Here is a 21747-nt window from a genome sequence, read left to right as displayed (position 1 = left end):
TACCCAGAGACGTCGGAGGCTCAACGAATGGGCGATGCCAGCCCTGCTCGCGGTGACGATTTCTCCACCTGGTTCATCGATCAGTTCTCCGTGTACTGGCAGTCCGGCGGTGGGGCCCGCATCGAAGGACGTATTGCGGGCTATCTGTTGATCAGCGAGTCGCCAGGGGTCAGCGCCGAAGAGTTGGCGAAGGCACTCGGAGCAAGTCGCGGATCGGTGTCCACCTACATTCGTCGGTTGATCGACCGGGGGTTCGTCAAGCTCACGCGCAAGCCTCGGGATCGGACTCACTACTACGTCATGGATTCCGACGTGTGGGGCGGATTCCTCGAAACAGAGCACGTGTATCTCGAGAATCAACGCAAGCTTGCGACCGAGGCCCTGCAGTACGCAAATCCCAACGGTCCCGCGTACATTCGTGTGCTCAACATGCGCGATTACATGGGGTGGATCATCGACAATCGCATGCTGAGCAGTGAGTGGATGCGATTCAAAGCTGAACGCGACGGCAAGAAACCCGCGTCCGAATAGGACGCGGGTTTCTCGATCGCACGATGCTGATCTACATCACTTGTTCAGCTTCGCGATTACCTCGTCGATCATCGGCACGTAGCGCTCGAGCGACCAGGGCACGGTCAGAGGGTTGATCATCGAGGAACCGGTGACGAAGGGCTGTTCGGTCGGAGCGATGACAGTTCCCCGAGCCACAGCGGGGATTGCCTGGTAAGCGGGCTGCGCTTCGATCTCGGCCCGATTGGCCGGGTCCGAGTAGAAGGTGAAGAGCAGGTCGGACTTGTCGAGGAGGTTTGCGTTCTCGAGGCCGATGACGGCCGAGTCTGTTCCTTCAGATTCCGTCAAGGTGTAGACGACGGGATCCACCTGCAGGCCAAGTGCGCGGACCATGGCCACACGCTGCTCTTCGGCGAAAAAGACGCCGAGGGTTCCTGGGCCCGTGTTGTAGATGAAAGAGAAGCTGACGTCGGCGTAGTTCGGATGTGCTGCAGTCGATTCCGCGAACTGCGACTTGATCTTGTCGATTTCGGCTGTCGCCTTCTCGGATTCGCCCATGGCTTTGCCGATGACGCTGATCTGGTCTTCCCACGTGATGGTCCAGGGGCTCTCGGCGTAGGCGACGGTCGGCGCGAACGCGTTGAGTGAGTCGAACTGCTGCTGAGTGATGCCGGACCAGGGGGCGAGGATCAGGTCGGGTTCGAGAGCGATGATCGCTTCGATGTTGAGATCGGTTCCGCCGGTGAACTGCTCTGGCAGTTCGCCACCTTGCTTCGTGACCGCTTCGTGCACCCACGGCAGATACCCGGTGTCGTCGCTGCCCCATGCGTACTTTTCGACGCCGACCGGGATCGTGCCGAGCGCGATTACGGTCTCCGCCGACCCCATGCCGAGAGTCACGATTCGCTCGGGCTTTTCGGTGATGACGGCGTTTCCGAGCGCACTTTCGATGGTGACGGTTTCGAAGTCGCTGCTGCTCGATTCGGTTGCGGTGTCGTTGTTACTGCATCCGCCGATTGCCAGGGCGGCAATGACCAATCCACTCAGCGCCACAGTTCGGCGAAGTGAGCGCACACGGGCGTATCGCATGGGGAACCTTCCGTTGTCGATGCGCCGAGGAGTGAGACTCCGACGGATCGCAGCCGACGGCCGGTTCCAGGCGCGTCAGGAAGCATAGGCTAGCCTTCGCCAAAGTTTCAAATCTGCTGAAAGTTCACGAGCCCGACAAACGGCGACATGCCAGGGGCCTCGTCGACGTTTGCCGGTCAAGCTCAGCAGGTAGGCACGTCGACGGTAATCTTCGGGTCGTCGACCAGCGGCTGGACCGGTACGCGAGCTTCGCCCTCGGCTGTGGGCTCGGTCAGATCGAACTTCAGCTCAACCGTCTGGCCTCGCGGAATGACGGCCCTGGTCATGTAGGCCGGGTGACCCTGTTCAGTTCCGTTGACGGCAAACGAAATCTGTCCACCCACGGAGACGGCATCGAGTTTGGCGCCGGCTGTCGCAAGCAGAGTGACTGCAGCCACATTGGTGCCATTGGGCAGTCGTCCGGGGTTGTCGACGATCCCGCTGACATATTCGGTCAGGTCGGCGTCGGGCGCGTTGTTGGTCAGTCGAACGGTGACCGTTGTCTTTCGGGTGTCGCCGGTGCACGTCTGGGCTGTGTAGTCGATTTCTCGTGTGAGGTAGTAGTCGAGCTTGTTGCCGGCTTGGTTGTTGATCACCACACCGGCATACGGAGCCGCATCATCGGGAATGGTGTGCCCGAGGACGGTGTCGGCAAGAACCGATTGTTCGTCGGGGTGAGAGCTCCACACGGCGATTCTGCCCTCGCTGACACCTCTGCCCAGAGCTTCCAGCAGTGCGCTCGGCGACTTGATGTTCCCGGTCATCTTCTCCACGACACGAGCTGCGATTGTCTGCAGATACTGCTTTCGTGCCTTGTTGTCGGAAGGGAAGCGAGCGTACGCAGTCGACTCGGTCAGTTCCACGACGTTGTCGGCGGTGACCGACTCTCCGTCGGGCATCTTGATCGGTCCTACCGCTTCGAGGATGTAACTCAGGGCGATCGGATCGGTCGCTATCGCACCGTCGACCATCTCACCCCCGGACTCCTGTGACCACAGGGACTGCCAGATCTGCGCTGCGTAGGGAAAGTGCGAGCTGAGGTTGCTGTTGCGAGAATCGGTGGTCGGGCGACTGTTTCCGTACAGCTGGTTGAAGTCAGGACCAAGGTCTATCGGTTGATTGTCCAGTGTTAGTTCGGAGTTGGGGGAGAGTGTGTCCACCCGAGCGGCGCCGTTGTCGACTCGGACGATGCCGTATCCACCCAACAGGCCGCCGGTTCCTCGCGCTTCCGCATTGGTCTGGAAACCGATGAAGTAGTTGCGCGGTCCGTCGGTGCCGAGCATCGCCGGTGCGATGCGCGCCGCGGTGGCGGTGTTCGTCAGGAGGGTAGCCAGTTCGCTTGTCTGCGACTGTAATTCTGCTCTGGCATCGTTAACTCGGCCCAGGTACTTCGATTCGGGAACTTCCTGTGCCTGCGACGACAGCAATTCCGCGGCGATAGCTGTTTCGGCCAGTTTCGGTTCCGCTTCGCGTAACGGTGCGAGTGCCAAGCGCCCACCGGGCTGCACCAATTCCGTTGGTGCGAGTGAAGTTCCGGTAGTCACGGCAGGGCCGAGAACGTCACGCGTAAGCCCCTGAACGACCTCGGTCATCTGGCGCGTCGACTCGAACGGCGACCCGATGACGGGAATTGCGGCGGTGATGTTCCAGGGGAGTGAATGGGTGTTGTCGTATGCGGCCGATGCTTCGCGATCGGCTTCCGCCGCGGCAGACTCTGCGACTCCCGTATCTCCGGCCAGGAGAGCGCTCTTCGCCGACTGTGCGTGGTCGCGAGCCGCCTCCAGGTTGTCTTTCGCTTCGTATGCCGTGTACCCGAGCCATGCCACGAAACCGCCCACTACCAGCGTCGTTGCGGTGATCGCGACTGCCGTTCTACGGCTTCGGAGAAAAGCGGCCGCCCCCTTGGTTTCGCGCTCCGGGCCCCTCGGTGAGATGGTGTTGGAGCCGCTCGGTTCAGCCCCGGAATCGTCGTCGGACTTTGGTCCCACCGTGTCGTTGTTCATCCGCTGAAGCTCCTGACGTTTGAGTGCGTGAAAGCTGCGTCGACATGTCTAGCAGTGTTGGCCCAGTGGTGAAAACTTAGACGAGACAGTAGGGTTCGGTTCGGCCGTTCGTGGTGTTCGCTCCCATGGATTCACGTGATCAGCCACCGAACGTTCGTGAAAAACAAGGCTGGTGAAATGTGAGGTGACGGGTTGAGTGCTTTTCCGTTGTCTCGGGCTCAGCTCGCGCTGTGGTTCGCGCAGCAATTGAGTCCGTCAACTCCGTTCGTGGTGGCTCAGTACGTGGAACTACGCGGACCGGTTGACGTCGACGCGCTGATCGAGGCAACGAATACGGCATGTCATGAATTGGAGTCGCCGTTCGTTCGCCTCGTCGCTACCGATGCCGAGCCGGCACAGGTCGTCGATCATTCGATCGTCGACGATCTCGCATACCTCGACTTACGCAGCGACCGCGACCCGGTTCAGCGCGCGAACGAGTGGATGACAGCGGAATACTCACGGCCACTTGACGTGATGTCTGACCGCCTGATCTCGGCAACCTTGCTTCACCTGGCAGATGAGCACTACTACTGGTACTCGCACGCCCATCACCTCGTGCTCGACGGACATGCGGCGATGACACTCACCGCTCGGGTGGCCGAGCGCTATTCGCATCTGGTTCATGGCAAGACGCTGACTCCTTTCGGTGGTCTCGGGGTACGTGCACTGCATGACCTCGACGTCGATTACCGATCCTCGTCGCGGTATCGATCGGACGAGCAGTACTGGACGGAGATGTCCGAAGGCCTGCCCCGCCCGGTTCGCCTCGCCGACGGCGCCGGCCTGACGTCCATGCCGCAGCGCATGATGGTGCGGACACTGAATCCAAGTCTTGCAAAACAGCTTTCGGATGTCGCGACCGAGTGGACTACCTCCGAGGTGGCGGTCCTCGTCGGTGCATTCGCGTCCTATCTCGGTCGCATGACTGATTCCGATGACGTAGTCCTCAGCTTGCCGGTGTCCGGCCGCACCACGGCGACGTCGAGACGTTCAGGTGGGATGCTGTCCAACATCGTGCCTGTTCGTGCGCAACTCGAACGGGATCTGTCGCCACGAGAACTGGTGCGTCAGATCTCGGTTCAAATGACCGGTGCGCTACGCCACCAGCGATTCCGCTACGAGGACATGGGCTTCCAGGAAGGTCAGGGCGGATCCCGTGAGGCGGCGGGCCCGGCCGTGAACGTCATGATGTTTCACGAAGCCATTCGGCTCGGCGACGTCGTCGGCGAGTTTCACGTCCTCACATCCGGCCCCACCGAAGACCTGTTCTTCAGCATCTATCCGTCGATCGCGGGGGAGAACGTTCGCCTTTCCTTCGAAGCCAATCCGCACCTCTACAGTGAACGTGACCTGGCGATGCATCATCGTCAGTTCGTTCGGCTACTCGAGGGGTTCCTCGACTCTGCTACCCGTGCGCTCGGTGACCTCCGCATCCTCTCGACGGATGAAGTGAAGGATCTGGTCCCCGCGCTGGGTCCGCGGACGGACGGATTCGCGACGCTCGATTCGGTCATCAGAGGCGGCGCAGGGCAGGGGAGTGCTGTCGCGATCCGCGAGCAAGGTGTGGACGTCACTTATGACCAGCTCGGCGCTCGCGCGGATGCACTCTGCGCCTTGCTCGTGGAGAACGGAGTCGGACGAGGCGACGTCGTCGGGATCCTCACCGAGCGCTCGACCGATTCCGTAGTTGCATTCCACGCGGTAGTGCGGGCTGGTGCTGTCCTTCTTTTCGTGGATCCTCAAACACCCTCCGAGCGTGTCGCTTTCATTCTCGACGACGCCGACGTGTCCGTTGTGGTCGGTGGCGAACTCGTGGACGTGCCGGCTTGGGTGTGCGTCGTTGATCCCAGTGGCGACGAGACCGTCGAAGGGCCGGTGGATCGACGCGTGGGGGCGGGTTCATCTATCGCCGACCTGTCTCTGGACGACACCGCCTACGTGGTCTACACCTCTGGTTCTACCGGGCGACCGAAGGGTGTCGCGGTCACGCACCGAGGCATTGTGCCGTTGCTGCGTTCTCACGCACGGCGTCTGAACATCGATAGTTCCTCCCGCGTCGCGCTCCTTGCAAACACATCGTTCGACGTGGCGATCCTCGAGATTCTGCTTGCACACGGCTGCGGCGCGACCGCAGTGATCGTTCCTCCCGGATTGATCGGCGGAGTGGACCTCGAAGACTATTTGCGGCTCGAAGGTGTCACGCACCTGAACTCGACGCCATCGGTTCCGTTGACGATGGATCCTCGGGCTTTGCCGGAACTTCGAGTCCTGAACGTCGGCGGCGAGCGACCGCCGGGAGCGCTAGTGGATGCGTGGTCGAGTCACGTCGACATCGTGAATTCGTACGGCCCCAGTGAAGCGACCGTCGCGGCATTCATGAGCGAGCCACTCGAGCCTGGCGGTGATACTCCGATCGGGCGTCCGATCGACGGCGTTGCCGCTGTGGTGTTGGATTCGTGGTTGCGTCCGACTCCGGTCGGCGCCGTGGGTGAGCTGTACGTGATGGGACCAGGACTGGCGCGCGGGTATCTTTCCGCGACGCTGACCTCGGAGCGTTTCGTAGCGGCGCCCTTTGGTGCCACTGGTGCCGGCGAGCGCATGTACCGCACCGGGGATGTCGTGCGATGGAACGATGCCGGTCAACTCGAGTTCTTGGGTCGCTCTGATCAACAAGTCAAGATCCGTGGAGTACGCGTCGAACTGGGCGAGATCGAGGCTGTGCTCCTGTCGACTCCCGGCGTTGCGCAAGCAGCGGTGGTCGAGCGATCCGGGTTGCTTGCGGCGTATGTGACCGTGGCCGAAGGTGCAGCTCATCCGTTGAGCCAGACGATGGTGCTCGATCATCTGGCTTCCCGACTTCCTCGTTCCATGCTGCCGAGTTCGGTGACTATTTTGGCAGCATTGCCCGTCACGAGCCATGGAAAGACTGACCGTTCAGCGCTCCCCGAACCGGCGTCGTCCGCGCCGGCCGAGCAGCGCGCGGCGGTCAACCGTCCGATCGAGTACGACGAGGAATTGATTGCCTCGGTGATGGCCGAGGTCCTCGGCGTCGGAGTTCTCGGACCGCACTCCGACTTGTTCGCCTGGGGCGGTAGTTCACTCGACGCCGTGTATGTTGCCGCGCGAGTGAGTTCCGCTCTCGGAAGACGGGTTGGTGTCAGGGACGTGTTCGGTGCCCCGACGCCGGCGCGCCTGGCCCGGGTAATCCGTGCGGGGCGGGCGGAGTGGATGGTGGAACCCCAACGCATTTCGGACGACCTCGTCGTGGAAATCGCACCGGCGCAACAACGCCTGTGGTTACTCAACCGTCTGGATCCCCAGTCGTCGGCGTACAACATTGCGTTCGAGGTCGCGTTCAGTGGTGCTCTGGATATCGAGGCGATGAGGGCGGCGGTAGGTGACCTGACCGATCGCCATCTCGTCTTGCGTACTGTTTTCTCGTTCGACCAGAATCACGATGCGTGGCCGATCCAGGTTGCGACCGCGACTCCGGTGACTCTGATCGAGGTTGCGTCCGAGGATTACGAGGCTGCGTCAGCGGATTTGGTTGCGGCGGGTTTCGACCTGGCGACCGATGCGCCTCTTCGCTTGATCCTCGCCTCGGGCAGCGACGCCGACCACCGCATGACCGTGGTTGCCCATCACATCGCCCTGGACGGCCTTTCGTTCGCGACGATCGTCTCGGACCTCGTCGCGGCGTACGACGCTCGCGCCGACGGACGGTCGCCGATCTGGCCTTCGCCCGCTCTCGACTACCGCGACTATTCCGCTTGGCACAGAACCATTCTCGGTGATCCCGCGGATCCACAGAGCTTGGCAGGACGCCAGCTGGAATTCTGGTCCGACACACTCGCCGGTGTTGATCCGACTCTTGCGCTTCCCGTGGACAGATCCCGCCGGCCGGACCAACCGTCGTCGGCTCGGGACGTGACGTTCGAGTTGCCCTCACCTATCCATGCGGCGCTGAACGAGATCGCTCGCGCGCACGACTGCACAACCTTCATGGTGTTGCACGCTTGCCTTGCGATCGCACTGAGCAAGATCACCGGTGCGTCCGATGTGGTCATCGGGACCCCGACCTCCGGACGAACGCATCCTTCGTTCGACGGTGTCGTCGGTATGTTCGTCGGGACCGTCGCGCTGCGAACGCTCCTTCGCGGCGGAGACACGTTCGGTGAGTTCTTGACTCGGGTGCGCGAGGTTGATGTGGCGGCCCTGTCCAATGCCGACGTCCCGTTCGACTGGGTGGTCGACCGTGCGGTCGGCGGGGCCGTAGGCGAGAAGAAGTCTTTCCTCCGAGTTGTTCTCGCTGTCGATCCGGTAGCGCCCGACTCCGAGATCGCGATGGGAACTCTGACGGTGCACGGCACTCCGCTACCCCCCGTGCACCCTCGCTTCGACCTCGAAGTGACGGTGCGCGAGGATCGTACGATTGACGGCGACGCGAGCGGTATTCGCGGCACTTTCCGATATGCCGACGATTTGTTCGATGCAGGCACCGTGCAGAGCTGGGTCGAGCGCCTTCGTCGAGTGTGTGGCTCGATTACCGAGAACTCGTCAATCATGCTGCGTGACATCGATGTTCTCAGTGTTGCGGAACGCGAAGAATTGTCGGCTCGGGTGCCGGCGCCGTCGATTGTCGCGCAGTCGCTGCCTGACCTCTTCGGGGCCGTCGCAGCCCGGCATCCGAATGCAATCGCGGTGTCGAGTGGCGATACTCGTTTCACCTATGAAGAGGTGCGAGTTCGTTCGGAGGGCCTTGCCGCTGTCTTGATCGATCGAGGAATTCGAGTCGGTGATCGCGTGGCGGTCGCCCTGCCTCGATCGGTCGACCTCGTCGTAGCCATCATCGCTGTCGTTCGCGCGGGCGCGACGTACGTACCGATCGACTTGCAGTATCCCGACGCTCGTATCCACTACGTACTTGCCGATGCAGGCCCGAAAGCGATTCTGTCGACGGACGAATCTGCTGGGCGGTTCGTTGGGTACGAGCAACTTGTCATCTTCGTGGACGAGACGACTGACGCTACGGCCGACTGGCCCGTTGCACAGTCGGAGTCCGCCGCCTACGTGATCTACACTTCCGGATCAACTGGAGCACCCAAAGGCGTAGTGGTGTCTCAGGACAACGTGTTGGCGCTGCTCGCCTCGACCCGAGAGATCTTCGACTTCAACGCCGAAGATGTATGGACGATGTTTCATTCGTACGCATTCGACTTCTCGGTCTGGGAGATGTGGGGCTCGTTGACCACTGGCGGATCCCTCGTGATCGTGGACGGTGATGTCGCGCGCTCACCCGAAAGATTCGCGGATCTGATTGTGCGGGAACGAGTGACCGTTCTCAATCAGACCCCGGCCGCCTTCTATGCGTTGGCGGAAGTCACGCAGGAAATGCTGCTTCCGCTCCGGACGATTGTTTTCGGCGGTGATCGCCTCGACGCCGGGCGCGTGGAGGCTTGGTTCGATCGGCACCCGGACGTGCGGGGCGTCAACATGTTCGGAATCACCGAAACCACAGTCCATGTCACCAGTTTCGATCTTGTCCCCGGTGACGAGACTGTCTCGCCGATCGGGTCCCCACTACCAGGGTTGCGCAGCTACGTACTGGACGCGTCGTTGAAGCCCGTCCCTCCGGGATCTGTCGGCGAACTGTATGTTGCGGGTCCGCAGGTGGCCGAAGGCTACTTGGGTCGACCCGCGATGACGTCTTCGCGATTCGTGCCTGAACCCGGATTCGATGGATCACGGATGTACCGCAGCGGCGATCTGGTCCGTTGGCGAGCCGGCCGACTCGAATATGTTCGCCGCGCCGACGGTCAGATGGCACTGCGCGGTTACCGCATCGAACCGGGCGAGGTCGAATCCGCGCTGTTGGCTCACACGTCGGTGGAGCAGGCCGCGGTAGTGGTGAGAGAACTCGACAGCGGGCCGACTTTGGTCGGTTACATCACCCCGGGGAGCGGACACGACCTCGACGGCGTCTTGCGGACTGCTCGTTCGTTACTGCCCGCGCACATGGTTCCGTCGGCTTTGATGGCGCTCGCGTCATTACCGGTCACGATCAACGGCAAAATCGACCGAGCATCGTTGCCGACCCCGGTGTCTCTCACGCAGCCGACTCGGCAGTCGCGAGACTTCTTCGAGCAGACAGTCGCAGCCATTCTGAGCGATTTGATGGAAGTTCCGCATGTCGATCCGGTCCGGAACCTCTTCGATCAAGGCGCCAATTCCTTGATCGCCACTCGTCTTTCGTCGCGTCTGAACTCCGCCCTGGGCTGCAACCTCGACGTCCGCGATGTGTTCGAGCACCCATCCGTCGATCAGCTCGCAGACATCGCTGCTGCGCGGATAGGTGTAGGGCGAACCGGCGCGGAGCACGCGTCTGACGTGTCCTTGGGGCCTCGTTCGGACAACACGGAAGTGCACCTGTCAGCTTCCCAGCATCGAATGTGGATTCTGAATCAGTTGGATACAGACTCCGCCGGATACAACATCCCGATCGTGCTGCGCTTGGCAGGCGAGCTGGACGTGGTTGCGGCCGAACTGGCAATTCGTGACGTGATCAATCGCCATCGCACTCTGCGGACCGTGTACCCGGTTGTCGGCGGCGGCCCGGTTCAGACGGTGCTCGACGCCGAGGATGCGCTTCCGGCCTTTCAGCTCGAGGCACTCGACGGCGGCGACGCCGAAAATTGTGTAGCAGAACTGGTGGGTTCGGGCTTCGATGTCACCGTTGATCCGCCCGTACGTGCGGCACTTCTCCAGGTTTCACCCGTCGAGCACATCCTGGCTGTCGTCGTCCATCACGTTGCCGCCGACGCTCGATCGCTCGAATTGTTGGTCCGCGACTTCACTGCGGCGTACATCGCCCGCTCGGCGCAGCACGCTCCGCAGTGGTCGCCGCTCGCGCTCGAATACTCCGATTACAGTGCATGGCAAAGGGAATCGGGGATTCCCGAGACGGTACGCAGCTACTGGATGCAGGCTCTCGAAGGACTTCCCGAGCAGGTGACGCTTCCCCTCGATCGTCCACGTTCGACGTTCGCCCGTGCGTCGAGCTGTCGGGTGGAGATCTCAGGTTCGGTACGAACGGGCCTTCAGACACTCGCACGATCGAACAACGCGACCATGTTCATGGTTGTACACGCCGCTCTCGCGGCGCTGTTGGCGAGGTACAACGGTAGCGATGACGTAGCTGTCGGCACTGTTGTGTCCGGACGCGTCACACCTGAACTCGACGAGCTGGTCGGCATGTTTGCCGGCACGATTGTTCTTCGAACCGAAGTCGATCCGTCGAACTCGTTCGGCCGGTTGGTCGAGCAGGTTCGTCAGCGTGACGTAGCGGCGTTCGCGCACGCAGAGATGCCCTTCGAATCGCTGGTCGATCTGATCGACCCACCGCGATCGCGTTCGCGACATCCGTTGTTCCAGGTGGCGCTCTCGTTCCGAACTGCTGAGACCGCCGCGTGGTCGATACCAGGGCTGGACATCACACAGATTGCTCCTGAAGTCAGGCACGCAAATTTCGATCTGCAGGTCAACGTCACGGACGAGGGGGTCGGGGGCGAACTCGGTCTCGAATTCGTCTACAACGCTGATCTATTCGATGATCTGACGGTATCGAGCTTTGCGGGCCGGTTCGAGCGCTTCCTGAATCAAGTGTCTGTCGACCCGAATGTCGCCGTAGGGCAAATCGACCTGTTGGACAGTGCGGAACGAGCTCTTCTCGTCCCCGCACACGGCGCGGTCGACCGGCCTGATCGATCTCGACTTTCCGGTACGACACTTGCCTCCATGCTGCGCTTCGGCGTCGAATCCGCCCCGGACGCTGTGGCGGTCGAGGGTGAGGGCAACACACTGACTTACCGGGAACTCGATGCCCAGTCGGATGTCGCAGCCGACGAGTTGCGCTCCCGGGGAGTTGGAGTCGACCAGGTCGCTGCTTGGACTGCAGATCGGTCGATTGCGTCGATCGTGCAACTGTGGGCAATCGCGAAGGTCGGTGCAGCTCCGGCATTGACGGACCCGGAACAGCCGCAGGCGCGAGTACGCGATGTCCTCGAAACACTGGGCACCGGAGCGATCGGCGGCCGCAACGCTGGTGGTGAAGACGCTGGTGCTGAAGACGCTGGTGGTGAGAAAGTCACCGACTCGGTGCGCGAATATTCCGAGAACCTGGCGGCCTACGTAGTTTTCACGTCAGGAACGACCGGAACCCCCAAGGCTGTGGTCGTGACCAACGGCGGGCTCGGTGTGATCGCCGAAGACCTGCCCGGTCGATTCTCGGCTGGGCCAGGTTCTCGCGTATTCCATCGCGGAGCGCCAGGATTCGACATGACGTTGCTCGAGGTGCTCATCGCGAGTGCGTCCGGGGCCACGCTCGTTCTGGCGAAGAACGAAGAACTGTTCGGCTCGGGACTCGCATCAGCACTGAGGCGCGAGCGAATTACTCATCTGTGCGCCACACCTACTGTCGTCGCCTCGATCGGCGATCCTTCGCTGCCGGACCTTTCCACGGTGATGTTCGGGGGCGAGCGACTCGGCGGCGCGTTGGCGAAGCGCTGGCAAGCCGGACGCCGAGTCATCAACGGATACGGACCTGCCGAGTCGACGATGTATTCGCTTGCTACCGAACCACTGTCGATCGAACAACTGTCGGGTGACACTCACGACGGATCGATCGGGTATCCACTGGCCGGGGTCGACGCCGTCGTGCTCGATGATCGACTCGAACCGGTGCCGCCGGGAGTCGCCGGCGAACTGTATCTCTCAGGTCGAATGCTCGCTCGCGGTTACGCCGGCCAACCGGCCCGAACTGCGGAACGATTCGTGGCAACCGGTTCAGGCGCCCGGATGTACCGGACGGGCGATCTGGTGATGTGGAAGCCGGAAAGCCCCAAATCCGAGGGAAATACGTATCGCCTGCATTATCTCGGGCGAACCGACGTGCAGGTGAAGGTCAACGGTGTCCGGATCGAACCGGGTGAGATCGAGGCAGTCATTCAGTCTGTCGCGAACGTCGACTTCTGTGTCGTCGGGGTTCGGTCGGCCGAAGGTGGAAGTCCTCTGTTGGTCGCCTACGTGAGAAGTTCAGGTGCCGAAAGAGTTGACACAGGTCAACTTCGCGCTGCCGCCGCAGAAGTCCTTCCGACGTACATGGTTCCGCATGCCATCGTCGACATCGAGGGCGAGCTTCCGATGCGGAACGGCAAGGTCGACTTCGCCCGTCTCCCGTCGCCGACACTGGATGCTTCCCGTGCAGAGGGGCCGGCCACCGCCACCGAACGTGTTGTAGCCGGAGCTTTTGGTTCCGTCCTCGGTGGGAATGAGGACGACCGCGACGCAGACTTCTTCTCGCTCGGGGGCAACTCGCTGTCGGCCGCGGAGGTTACCTCGCTCTTGAGTAGTACTCTGGGGCTGGTTGTTCCGCTCAGGACCGTATTCGAGCATCCAACAGTTGCGGCGTTGGCAGCCCGGCTCGATTCGCTCGAGCAGAACGACTCGGTGACCGATCTTGTCCGACTGGAACCGCGCCGCGACCCCACGCCCGCACCCCTGTCACGAAACCAGCGTGCGATGTGGGTACTGAATCAGCGGAACACGGCGAGCGGCGCGTACAACCTGCCGATCTGCATCGAGATCGACGGTGAACTCGACGCGGCCGCGCTGCGTCAGGCAGCAACGGATCTTGTCGGTCGTCATGATGTCCTCAGAACCCGGTATCCGGGCACTCCACCGGTTCAGGTCGTGGATCCTCCGACCTCCGTGACAATGGAAACGCGGCTGGTCGCCGGCATCGAGGTCGAGGTGCTGCTGCGAGAGTTCGGCTCGCGTGGTTTCGATGTAGCGAGAGACCTGCCGGTGCGCTGGATGCTGCTCCAGGTGTCACCGGTCAGGCACGTTCTGGCAGTGAGCTTTCATCACATCGCAGTCGACGGGGTGTCGATGCGAACGGTGGTCGGCGACCTGCTGACCGCGTACGGCAAGCGACGAGCTGGACTGGATTCGCAATGGTCTCCGTTGCCGATCCAGTACGGGGATTTTGCCGCGTGGGAGGCAGCACGTGACGTTTCCCCTGTCGTCGAGCAGTTCTGGCGCCGAACGCTCGACGGTGTGACATCTGTGTCTCCGCTGACGGTGGATCACTCTGATGGCGGGCCGGATACCGTGGCGCAGCGAGTGAACTTCGTGATACCAGCCGTCATCACCTCGGCACTGCAGGCGCGAGCCGACCGATTGAAGGTCTCGCTGTTCGCGGTGGTTCATGCGGCGTTGTCGGTGGTGCTTGCCAAGCTGAGTGGAAATCCCGATGTCGTGATCGCGACAGCTGTCGACGGACGGCGGGCGCCTCAGCTCGACGGCGTGGTCGGCATGTTCGTGGATACGGTGCCTCTTCGCCTTCGGATCGACGGGGACGTGCCGATCGATCTTCTGTTGGGTGCAGCTTTCGATGCTGATGTGGCAGCGTTCGAAAACAGCTCTGTTCCTGCCGAATTGGTTGGTGAGCTGCTCGGTGGACGAACTCCCCAGATTGCGCTGGGTCTGCAGAACTTCGCGATCCCTGCCGTGGAGGTTTCCGGTCTCACGATCGAGGCTCGCGAAATCGAGACCGCGACAACGAAGTTCCCCATGCATGTCTCGCTCGCACCCGCTGTCGACGGTTCATTGACCGGAGCGCTCATCTATGCCGCGAGCGTTTTCGATCCTTCGAGCGCCGACGCGGTTACCCGACAGCTGTCGAGAGTGCTCACCTCGATTGCCGAGGATGTGCCAGTACTCGTTTCGGATCTCGCGGTGGGCGCGGCGCCCAGTTGGACTGCTGCCGAGGTCGATTCGTCCCGCACGCTGACCGAGATCTTCGCCGCCACCGCGGCGCGATTCCCGAACAACATTGCTCTCGACGACGGACACCGCACGGTGACGTATGCCGAACTCGACTCTGCCTCGGATGCCCAAGCCTGGGAACTGGTGGCTCGGGGAGCAGGACCGGGTGCCGTGTACGAGATTCCGGCGGTACGGACTATCGCGTACCTGGTCCGAATGTTGGCGATCTCGAAAACGGGCGCGGCATTCGTGCCGATCGACCCCGACCTGCCACCGGCACGTCTGAAGCAGCTGCGCACAGTCCTCTCCGATCGCAGCCCTGTTCCCGGTCGGCAGTATCCGGATTCAGTCGCGTACGTTGTTCACACGTCCGGGTCGACCGGTGAACCGAAAGGCGTTGCAGTCACCCACCGAGGACTGGGCCTGCTGACCGACGATGCTGTCCGCAAGTACGGCGTGACTTCGGACTCGGTTGTGCTGCACGGTTACAAACCGACGTTCGATGCAGCAATCCTCGAGATGATGTTGGCGATCGGCGCCGGGGCTACCTTGGCGGTCGCTCCTCGGGAGGCTTTCGGCGGAAGGGCACTCGAAGAATTCGTCGCAGAACGCGGCGTCACTCACATGTTGTCCACTCCAGCCGTACTCGACACGATGGCTCCGGAGCGGTTCGATTCGCTCGAGGTGGTGGCAGTCGGTGGCGATGTGCTCTCACCTTCCACCGCGCGTGCATGGAGTCGCCGCGCGCGAATGCTCAATGCGTACGGACCGACGGAATGCACGGTGGTCACCACTGTCGCCGAAGTGGATCATCGGGTCACCATCGGAGTCCCGCTCGCCGGAATCGGTGCAGAGGTGCTCGATACGCGACTGCGTCCGGTGCCGTGGGCCGGGATCGGTGAGTTGTACGTCAGCGGGCCCGGGCTTGCGATGGGCTATGCCGGAGATCCTGCCGGCACCGCCACGTCGTTCATCGCAGCACCCGGTGGGTACCGCCGTTATCGGACCGGTGATCTGGTTCATCGCCGCACGGATGACACGCTCGGATTCGTCGGACGCTCCGACCGTCAGATGAGCGTGCGAGGAATCCGCGTCGAGCCCGCCGAAATCGAATCAGCTCTGCGTCGGTGCACGGGCGTCGAGGCTGCGGCGGTTGTCCTCGTCGACGACATTGCGGTTGCATGTGCGGTCGGCGATGGTGTGGAGGCGGATCAGCTGACAATCGAGTTGGCCGCGATGTTGCCTGCGTATCTGATGCCCGGCCGCGTGGTCGTATTGGAGTCGATCCCGCTCACGACGAACGGAAAACTGGACGCAGATGCGTTGCGGCGCCATGTGTTCGAGAGCCAGGCGCCCGATGCAGCAGTGACGGTTTCGGAGGAACTCGTCACCGCTGTCATGTCGGAACACGTGTCCGGAAGTTTCGGCGCTCTGCACAACCTGTTCGAATCAGGTGGTGATTCGTTGGCCGCGGCAGCGGTGGCAGGTCGACTCGCCTCGATCTTCGCGCGAGATGTGCCTGTTCGCGCCGTCTTCGACAATCCGTCGCCGCGAGCGATGTCTCAGTGGCTGTCGGCGAGCGCGTCCGATGGCAAACGCCGCGAACTGACTCGACGTGATCCCGGCAAGCCGGCCCCGCTGGCGCCCTCGCAACAACGACTCTGGCTGATCAATCAGCTTCAGCCGGAATCGACTGCGTACAACCTGACGTTTGCAGCGGTCCTGGCAGACGACATCGATCGTTCGGTCTTGAGCAGCGCGCTCGGCGACGTCGTCGATCACCATGCCGTATTGCGAACTGTCTGTGTTCCGGGTGAATTCGGTCCGCAACAACTTGAAATGGACTCTGTCGCATTCGATCTCACTGCGGTACACGTCGGCGATATCCGTGCGAGCGCTTCGGCATTCGCGACTGTGCCGTTCGATCTCGAACGAGATGTTCCGTTCCGTGTGCGTGTGATCACCGAAAAGGCAGGAGTCGACTCTGCAGGACTGACGGTCCTGGTCATCGTTGTTCACCACATCGCGATCGACGGAGCGTCGATGGGCCCGATCCTGACCGATTTCGTGGCAGCCTTCCAGGCCAGGTCGGCAGGTCTTCCCTGGGATCGCTCGTCGGGGGAGATCAGCTACGGCGACTACAGTTTCTGGGCGAGAGAGAGCTTGGGTGACCCCGAGGATTCTCTCAGCATGGCTCACCGGCAACTCGACTACTGGTCGGACGCACTTTGTGGCGTCGAGGATGTGTTGGCTCTACCCGTCGACAACCCCCGGAGTCCCGTGTCTTCACGATCCGAGGAGATGGTGACGGAAGTCCTCGACGGCGCCACCTACGACGCGTTGTCGGCGTTGGCTCGTTCGCATGGCGTCACGGTATTCATGGTCGTCCACAGCGTGATTGCCGTGCTGCTCGCTCGCGAGTGCGTCACGGACGACGTCGTGGTGGGAGCAGCTGTGAGTCTGCGGAACGATCCGGCGCTGCTGAGCGTCGCCGGAATGATGGTGGGTACAGTCGCATTGCGCACGAGGATCAACTCCACCGATCGCTTCGCTGCTGTTCTGGACGAGGTTCGCCGTGTCGATCTGGAAGCAATGGCGAACGCGGACGTCTCGTTCGACGACGTCGTTGCGAAGGTCGATCCGCCGCGCAGGATGAACGAGCATCCGCTGTTCACGGTCATGCTGGCGTACCGGCGAGCGCTGGAGTTGCCGCAGATCGACGGCATTACCGTCTTCGACATCGACAATGCAGGGGCGTCGACCGGTTACGACTTGACGTGGGACCTGGTCGACACCGGTGACAGTCTGACTATTCGATTGCTGTATGCGACGGACAAGTTCCGCGAGTCGACCGCGGAACTGTTCATGCAGCGGGTGAGACGTATCGCCGAATCAGTGACCGTGGAACCCGAGATTGTGATCGGGGAGATCGAACTGCTGTCCGGACTCGAACGCTCGGCGCTGACTGCTGCGAATCCTCGCCACGTCGAACCTCTGACGATTGCCGACATTTTCGAACGCGCTCTGCGTCAGGCGCCCGACGGCGTAGCGCTGGAAGAGAACGGCAGACGCTGGACTTACCGCGACCTGCACGAGGAGTCGTCGCACTGGACACGCGAGTTGGTGGTCCGAGGAATCGGACCCGACGACGTGGTGGCCGTTGCGCTCGGGCGCGGGCATCTGTGGATCGTTGCGTTGTGGGCAGTAGCGCGTGCAGGCGCAGCGTGGCTGTCGCTCGATCCGGCGCTGCCGACAGCGCGCCGGCAGACGATGGTCGAGGAATGCGGTTCGGTTGTCGGTTTGACAGCGGGAGGTGCATCCGAGAGTTTGCCCGAGTGCGTCGAGTGGGTGGCGATGGACGAATCCCGCACTGCTGGTGGCGCTGCCGAGGTATCGGCAACGCCGGCTCACCCCGACAACCTCGCCTACGTCATCTACACGTCGGGTTCCACGGGAAGACCCAAGGGCGTGGAGGTTTCACACCGCGGAATCATGAACGTCTGCACCGCACACGCCGAGATCGCCGAGCTCGAGCGTGGCCCCCGAGTCCTGCAATTGGCGTCGTCGACCTTCGACGCGTCGGTGATCGAGATCCTTCTCGCGGCTGCAGGGTGTGGAACGCTGATTCTGACTCCCGACTTCGTCTACGGGGGAGAAGAACTCACGAATCTGCTGGTCGCCGCCGACGTAACACATCTGATCGTGACGCCGACGGTCCTGGCGACAGTCGATCCGGATGCAGTGCAACCGTTGATCGTCGAATCGATGGGGGAGCCGCTCTCTGCGCGCCTTGCGTCGGCGTGGTCACCCCGACATCGCATCGTCAACGGATACGGACCGACCGAATCAACGATCGCGGCATCGATTTCCGCACGGATCACTGACGCGGACGTCACTGTCGGCACTCCAGTCCCTGGTACGACAGCATTTGTTCTCGATCAGAGGCTCCGACCGGTTCCGGATGGCGTTGCGGGAGAACTGTTCCTCGCCGGTGAGAATGTGGCGCGGGGGTACGTCGCTTCCCCGGCTCTGACGTCCGAGCGCTTTGTTGCCAATCCTCATGCGGTGGGGACCCGGATGTATCGCACGGGTGACCTCGTGCGTCGTAGGCGTCACGACCGAGCGCTCGAGTACCTGGGTCGCAACGACGCGCAGGTGAAGGTGCGGGGTGTCCGCGTGGAACCGGCGGAGGTCGACGCGGCTCTGTCAAGCCATGGAACAGTGGCCTTCTCGGTAACCGTTGTCTGTGACGACGGGCACGGATCCGCTGAACTCCGTTCGTATGTGACGTTGGCGGAAAACGGTTCGGCGACGGAATCGGAGCTTCGCGGGTTCGTCTCCGGCCTGCTGCCGAAGCACCTGCTGCCTTCGTCGGTGACGATAGTGGGCGAGGTACCGTTGCTCGCTTCGGGGAAGATAGACGCAGCGGCACTTCCTGCTCCTTCACCGCAGCCAGGGTCGAGTGTGGATCGACCCATCTCGGATACCGAACGTCACGTGGCACAGGCATTCGAGGGCGTGACCGGCGCGAAATCGGTCGGCCGCTACGACGACTTCTTCGAGCTCGGCGGGACATCGATGGGTGCAGTTCGAGTGGCTACGCGCTTGCGTGAGAGCCTGAACAGGGAATTCCCGGTTCAATGGATTTTCACCGACCGAACTGTGGCGGAGCTTGCCTCTCGGATGGATCTCGTTCATGCCGATGCCTTCGAGGGTGATTCGCTTCGTTCGGATCCGCTGGACACGGTCGTCATGCTCGGCGGCGACCCCGATGACCAACGGCCGCCGTTGTTCTGTGTGCATCCGGTCAGCGGAATCGCCTGGTGCTACGCCGGACTCGTCGGTCAGCTGAGGGGTCGACGGGTGTACGGCATCCAGGCAACGGGAGCAGGTGAATTGCCAGGCACGGTGGCGGAGTTGGCGTCGGGGTACGTCGATGCCGTACGGACGGTGCAGCCGTCGGGTGAATACCATCTACTCGGTTGGTCTGCCGGCGGAACGATCGCGCTCGAGATGGCGAGCCAGCTCGAAGAGGCCGGCGATCTGGTCGGTTCGGTTGTCATGCTCGACGCGCTGTTACCGGAGATGATGCCATCGGTACAAGCGGCTCCGAAACCTTCCGAACTGTTCGCGCAGATCGGGCTATCCGAGGTTGAAACTGAAACTGCAGCACTGACTTTCACAGACGTTGCGACAGAGATCCGAAGGCAGACCGGTATGGATTTCCTTTCCGATACGGTACTCGAATCCGTAGTGGGTCGGGTGGAAAAACTGTCGCGAATCGTTCGGGACCACACGCCGAGGCACTATTTCGGGTCAGTGGAACTGTTTGTGGCGCAGCATGATCTGCCTGAACATCGTCACCTGGTCGAAAGGTGGTCCGAACTGGTGGGGCCGTTGCGGGCGTACCTGGTCGACTGCTCCCACTCGGAAATGTCGAGCACTGAGGTGTTGGCGGAGGTCGCCCAAGTTCTCGTCGGCTATCTCGAAGGTGTCGATTCGGATTCGAAGGATCGCAATCATACTGGGGTGCAGTAGATCTAACGGGCCGGGACTTTGGTCCGGAATTGTCACTCCCGTGGTCCCCTTGCTTCAGTTCCGCAAGTGGAATCGGTAGCATTTCCCTTGTGGCAGTAAGCCATTCAGAAACTATCTCCGGAGGATCGTATGTTGGGTTCCCTTTTTTCCATCAGCTCTGAAATCGGTGTTCCGTCCGTCGACGCGCTCTTCGAGGCTGCTCGGACCATCATCGGCGCGCTCTTCGGCCTGAGCTGACACGTCGCAGCGACCTTCCCCCGCGGTGAAGAAAGTCCCTGTTCTCCGACAAGGAGGACAGGGACTTTCGTGCAGCCTGCAGGTGCGTTTGCGTGGCGGTGAGTGGGCGACCTACCGGCCGTTCTGTTGATACGCGATCGCTGTCAGCGATCCGACTTCGTCGTTCACGTCTGCGGTGCTGGTGAGCCCGATCTTGTGGGTCGACTGCCCGGGAGCCTTGGCCGGCACAAGAAGTTCGGATTCGGGGGCCTCGACAAAACGTAGTCCGAGGTCGACTCGGGCCTTGGTGGCCGCTGCGATGGCGGCGAATTGGCGAGCGCGAACGAAGGGTGTGTAGGTTCTGCGGCCTTCGACCCGAACATCGGCTCCGAGTTCGTCGATCAGATGTCGGGCTGCATCGAAGATCGGCCGCAGTGCTGCCTTCGGGCCGCTGTACTGCTGGTCGATGTATTGCTCGACGGTCGGCTCCACCCATCCGGACTGTTCGGCAGTCTCGAATGCAATTGCCCACTGCGAATTCTGCGGTACACCGTGCTCTGCTTTCAGCCACTTGCGCACTTCGTTCTGATCGAGCGGGTCGACCCCGGACGTCCGTACGGCCTCAACCCATTCTTCGAGGGTGCGCCCGGTACGGTCGCGCATGGACGAGGTGACTGCGGCCATCATGTCGGAGGGTTCCATGTGTCTGTTCTACCGGTTGTCACTGGTCTTCCGGTTGTCACTGTTCTTTCGGTTGTCGCTGCTCTTTCGGTTCTCACTGTGCACGGGGAGCTCGCTCAGTCGATGCCGAGCATCGTCTTGAACGCGCGCACGCCGGTCACTTCGACGGGATACGGCGGTGCGACAAAATCTTCGCGGCTGAGGGTGAAGAGACGACGCACGGTCATGCGACCGTCGGCAGCCAACTCCTCTACTGTGCCGTCTGCGCGGTACCCGACTTTGGTGGACACCGTGATCGAGGCGGGGTTGTCCGTGAATGCCGACGACACGACGCTTCGTGCACCCAAAGAGTCGAATGCGAATGCGCAGATTGCCTGTCGGGCGAGAGTGCCGACACCCCGGCCTTGGAACCCGCGTCCGATCCACGAGCCGGTTTCACCGGTACGACTTTTGGGAAAGTCCGTCGCGGCGAACGCCTGGCAGCCGACGATTTCTCCGTCGACGACAATGGCTGTTTCGAATTTCCAGTCGGTCATGGTCATCGCTCCGCGGACCGACCAGTGGTATTGGATGAGTCTTCGCGACACTTCGTCGGAAGTGCCCACCGTCCAGGGGACGAGAAACGGCATCTGTTCGGCAGGGTGAATGCCGGCTCGGACCAGCGCAGTGAGTTCGGGGAAATGATCGTCGCGCACAGGGAGCAAGGTGATGGGCCCACACGTGATCGTGACTCCGTACGGAGGCCAGATCTCTCGCAGTGGGTCAACCATCGTCTTCAGACCTTCGTTTCGTGTGCGAATCGGGT

At 61.9% G+C, this 21747-nt stretch carries 6 protein-coding genes; 2 read left to right on the top strand and 4 right to left on the bottom strand.

Translation table 11 applies throughout. From position 1 onward, the window contains the following. Positions 1-27 precede the first annotated feature (27 nt). Positions 28-531 (top strand): GbsR/MarR family transcriptional regulator, encoded by a 504-nt coding sequence (locus tag AOT96_RS27340; RefSeq protein ID WP_065352560.1) that lies wholly within the window; start codon positions 28-30, stop codon positions 529-531. 36 nt (positions 532-567) lie between these two features. Here AOT96_RS27340 and AOT96_RS27335 read toward each other — a convergent pair whose 3' ends face one another. Further along, positions 568-1599, bottom strand: a complete 1032-nt coding sequence (locus AOT96_RS27335; RefSeq protein WP_065352559.1) for an iron-siderophore ABC transporter substrate-binding protein — start codon at positions 1597-1599, stop codon at positions 568-570. A gap of 182 nt (positions 1600-1781) precedes the next feature. Next, complete coding sequence (locus tag AOT96_RS27330) at positions 1782-3641, bottom strand: DUF4012 domain-containing protein (protein WP_065352558.1); 1860 nt, start codon at positions 3639-3641, stop codon at positions 1782-1784. Between the two features lie 192 nt (positions 3642-3833). Between AOT96_RS27330 and AOT96_RS27325 the strand changes: the two genes are divergently transcribed. Beyond that, complete coding sequence (locus AOT96_RS27325) at positions 3834-20045, top strand: non-ribosomal peptide synthetase (RefSeq protein WP_065352557.1); 16212 nt, start codon at positions 3834-3836, stop codon at positions 20043-20045. 348 nt (positions 20046-20393) lie between these two features. Here AOT96_RS27325 and AOT96_RS27320 read toward each other — a convergent pair whose 3' ends face one another. Further along, on the bottom strand, positions 20394-20963 hold the full coding sequence (locus tag AOT96_RS27320) for a DUF5655 domain-containing protein (protein ID WP_065352556.1): 570 nt from the start codon (positions 20961-20963) through the stop codon (positions 20394-20396). A gap of 95 nt (positions 20964-21058) precedes the next feature. Next, complete coding sequence (locus AOT96_RS27315; RefSeq protein WP_197523616.1) at positions 21059-21712, bottom strand: GNAT family N-acetyltransferase; 654 nt, start codon at positions 21710-21712, stop codon at positions 21059-21061. Positions 21713-21747 lie beyond the last annotated feature (35 nt).

This window comes from Rhodococcus sp. 008 (assembly GCF_001682295.1).
GTDB lineage: Bacteria > Actinomycetota > Actinomycetes > Mycobacteriales > Mycobacteriaceae > Rhodococcus_F > Rhodococcus_F qingshengii.
This window is presented reverse-complemented; position numbering and strand designations above follow the sequence as displayed.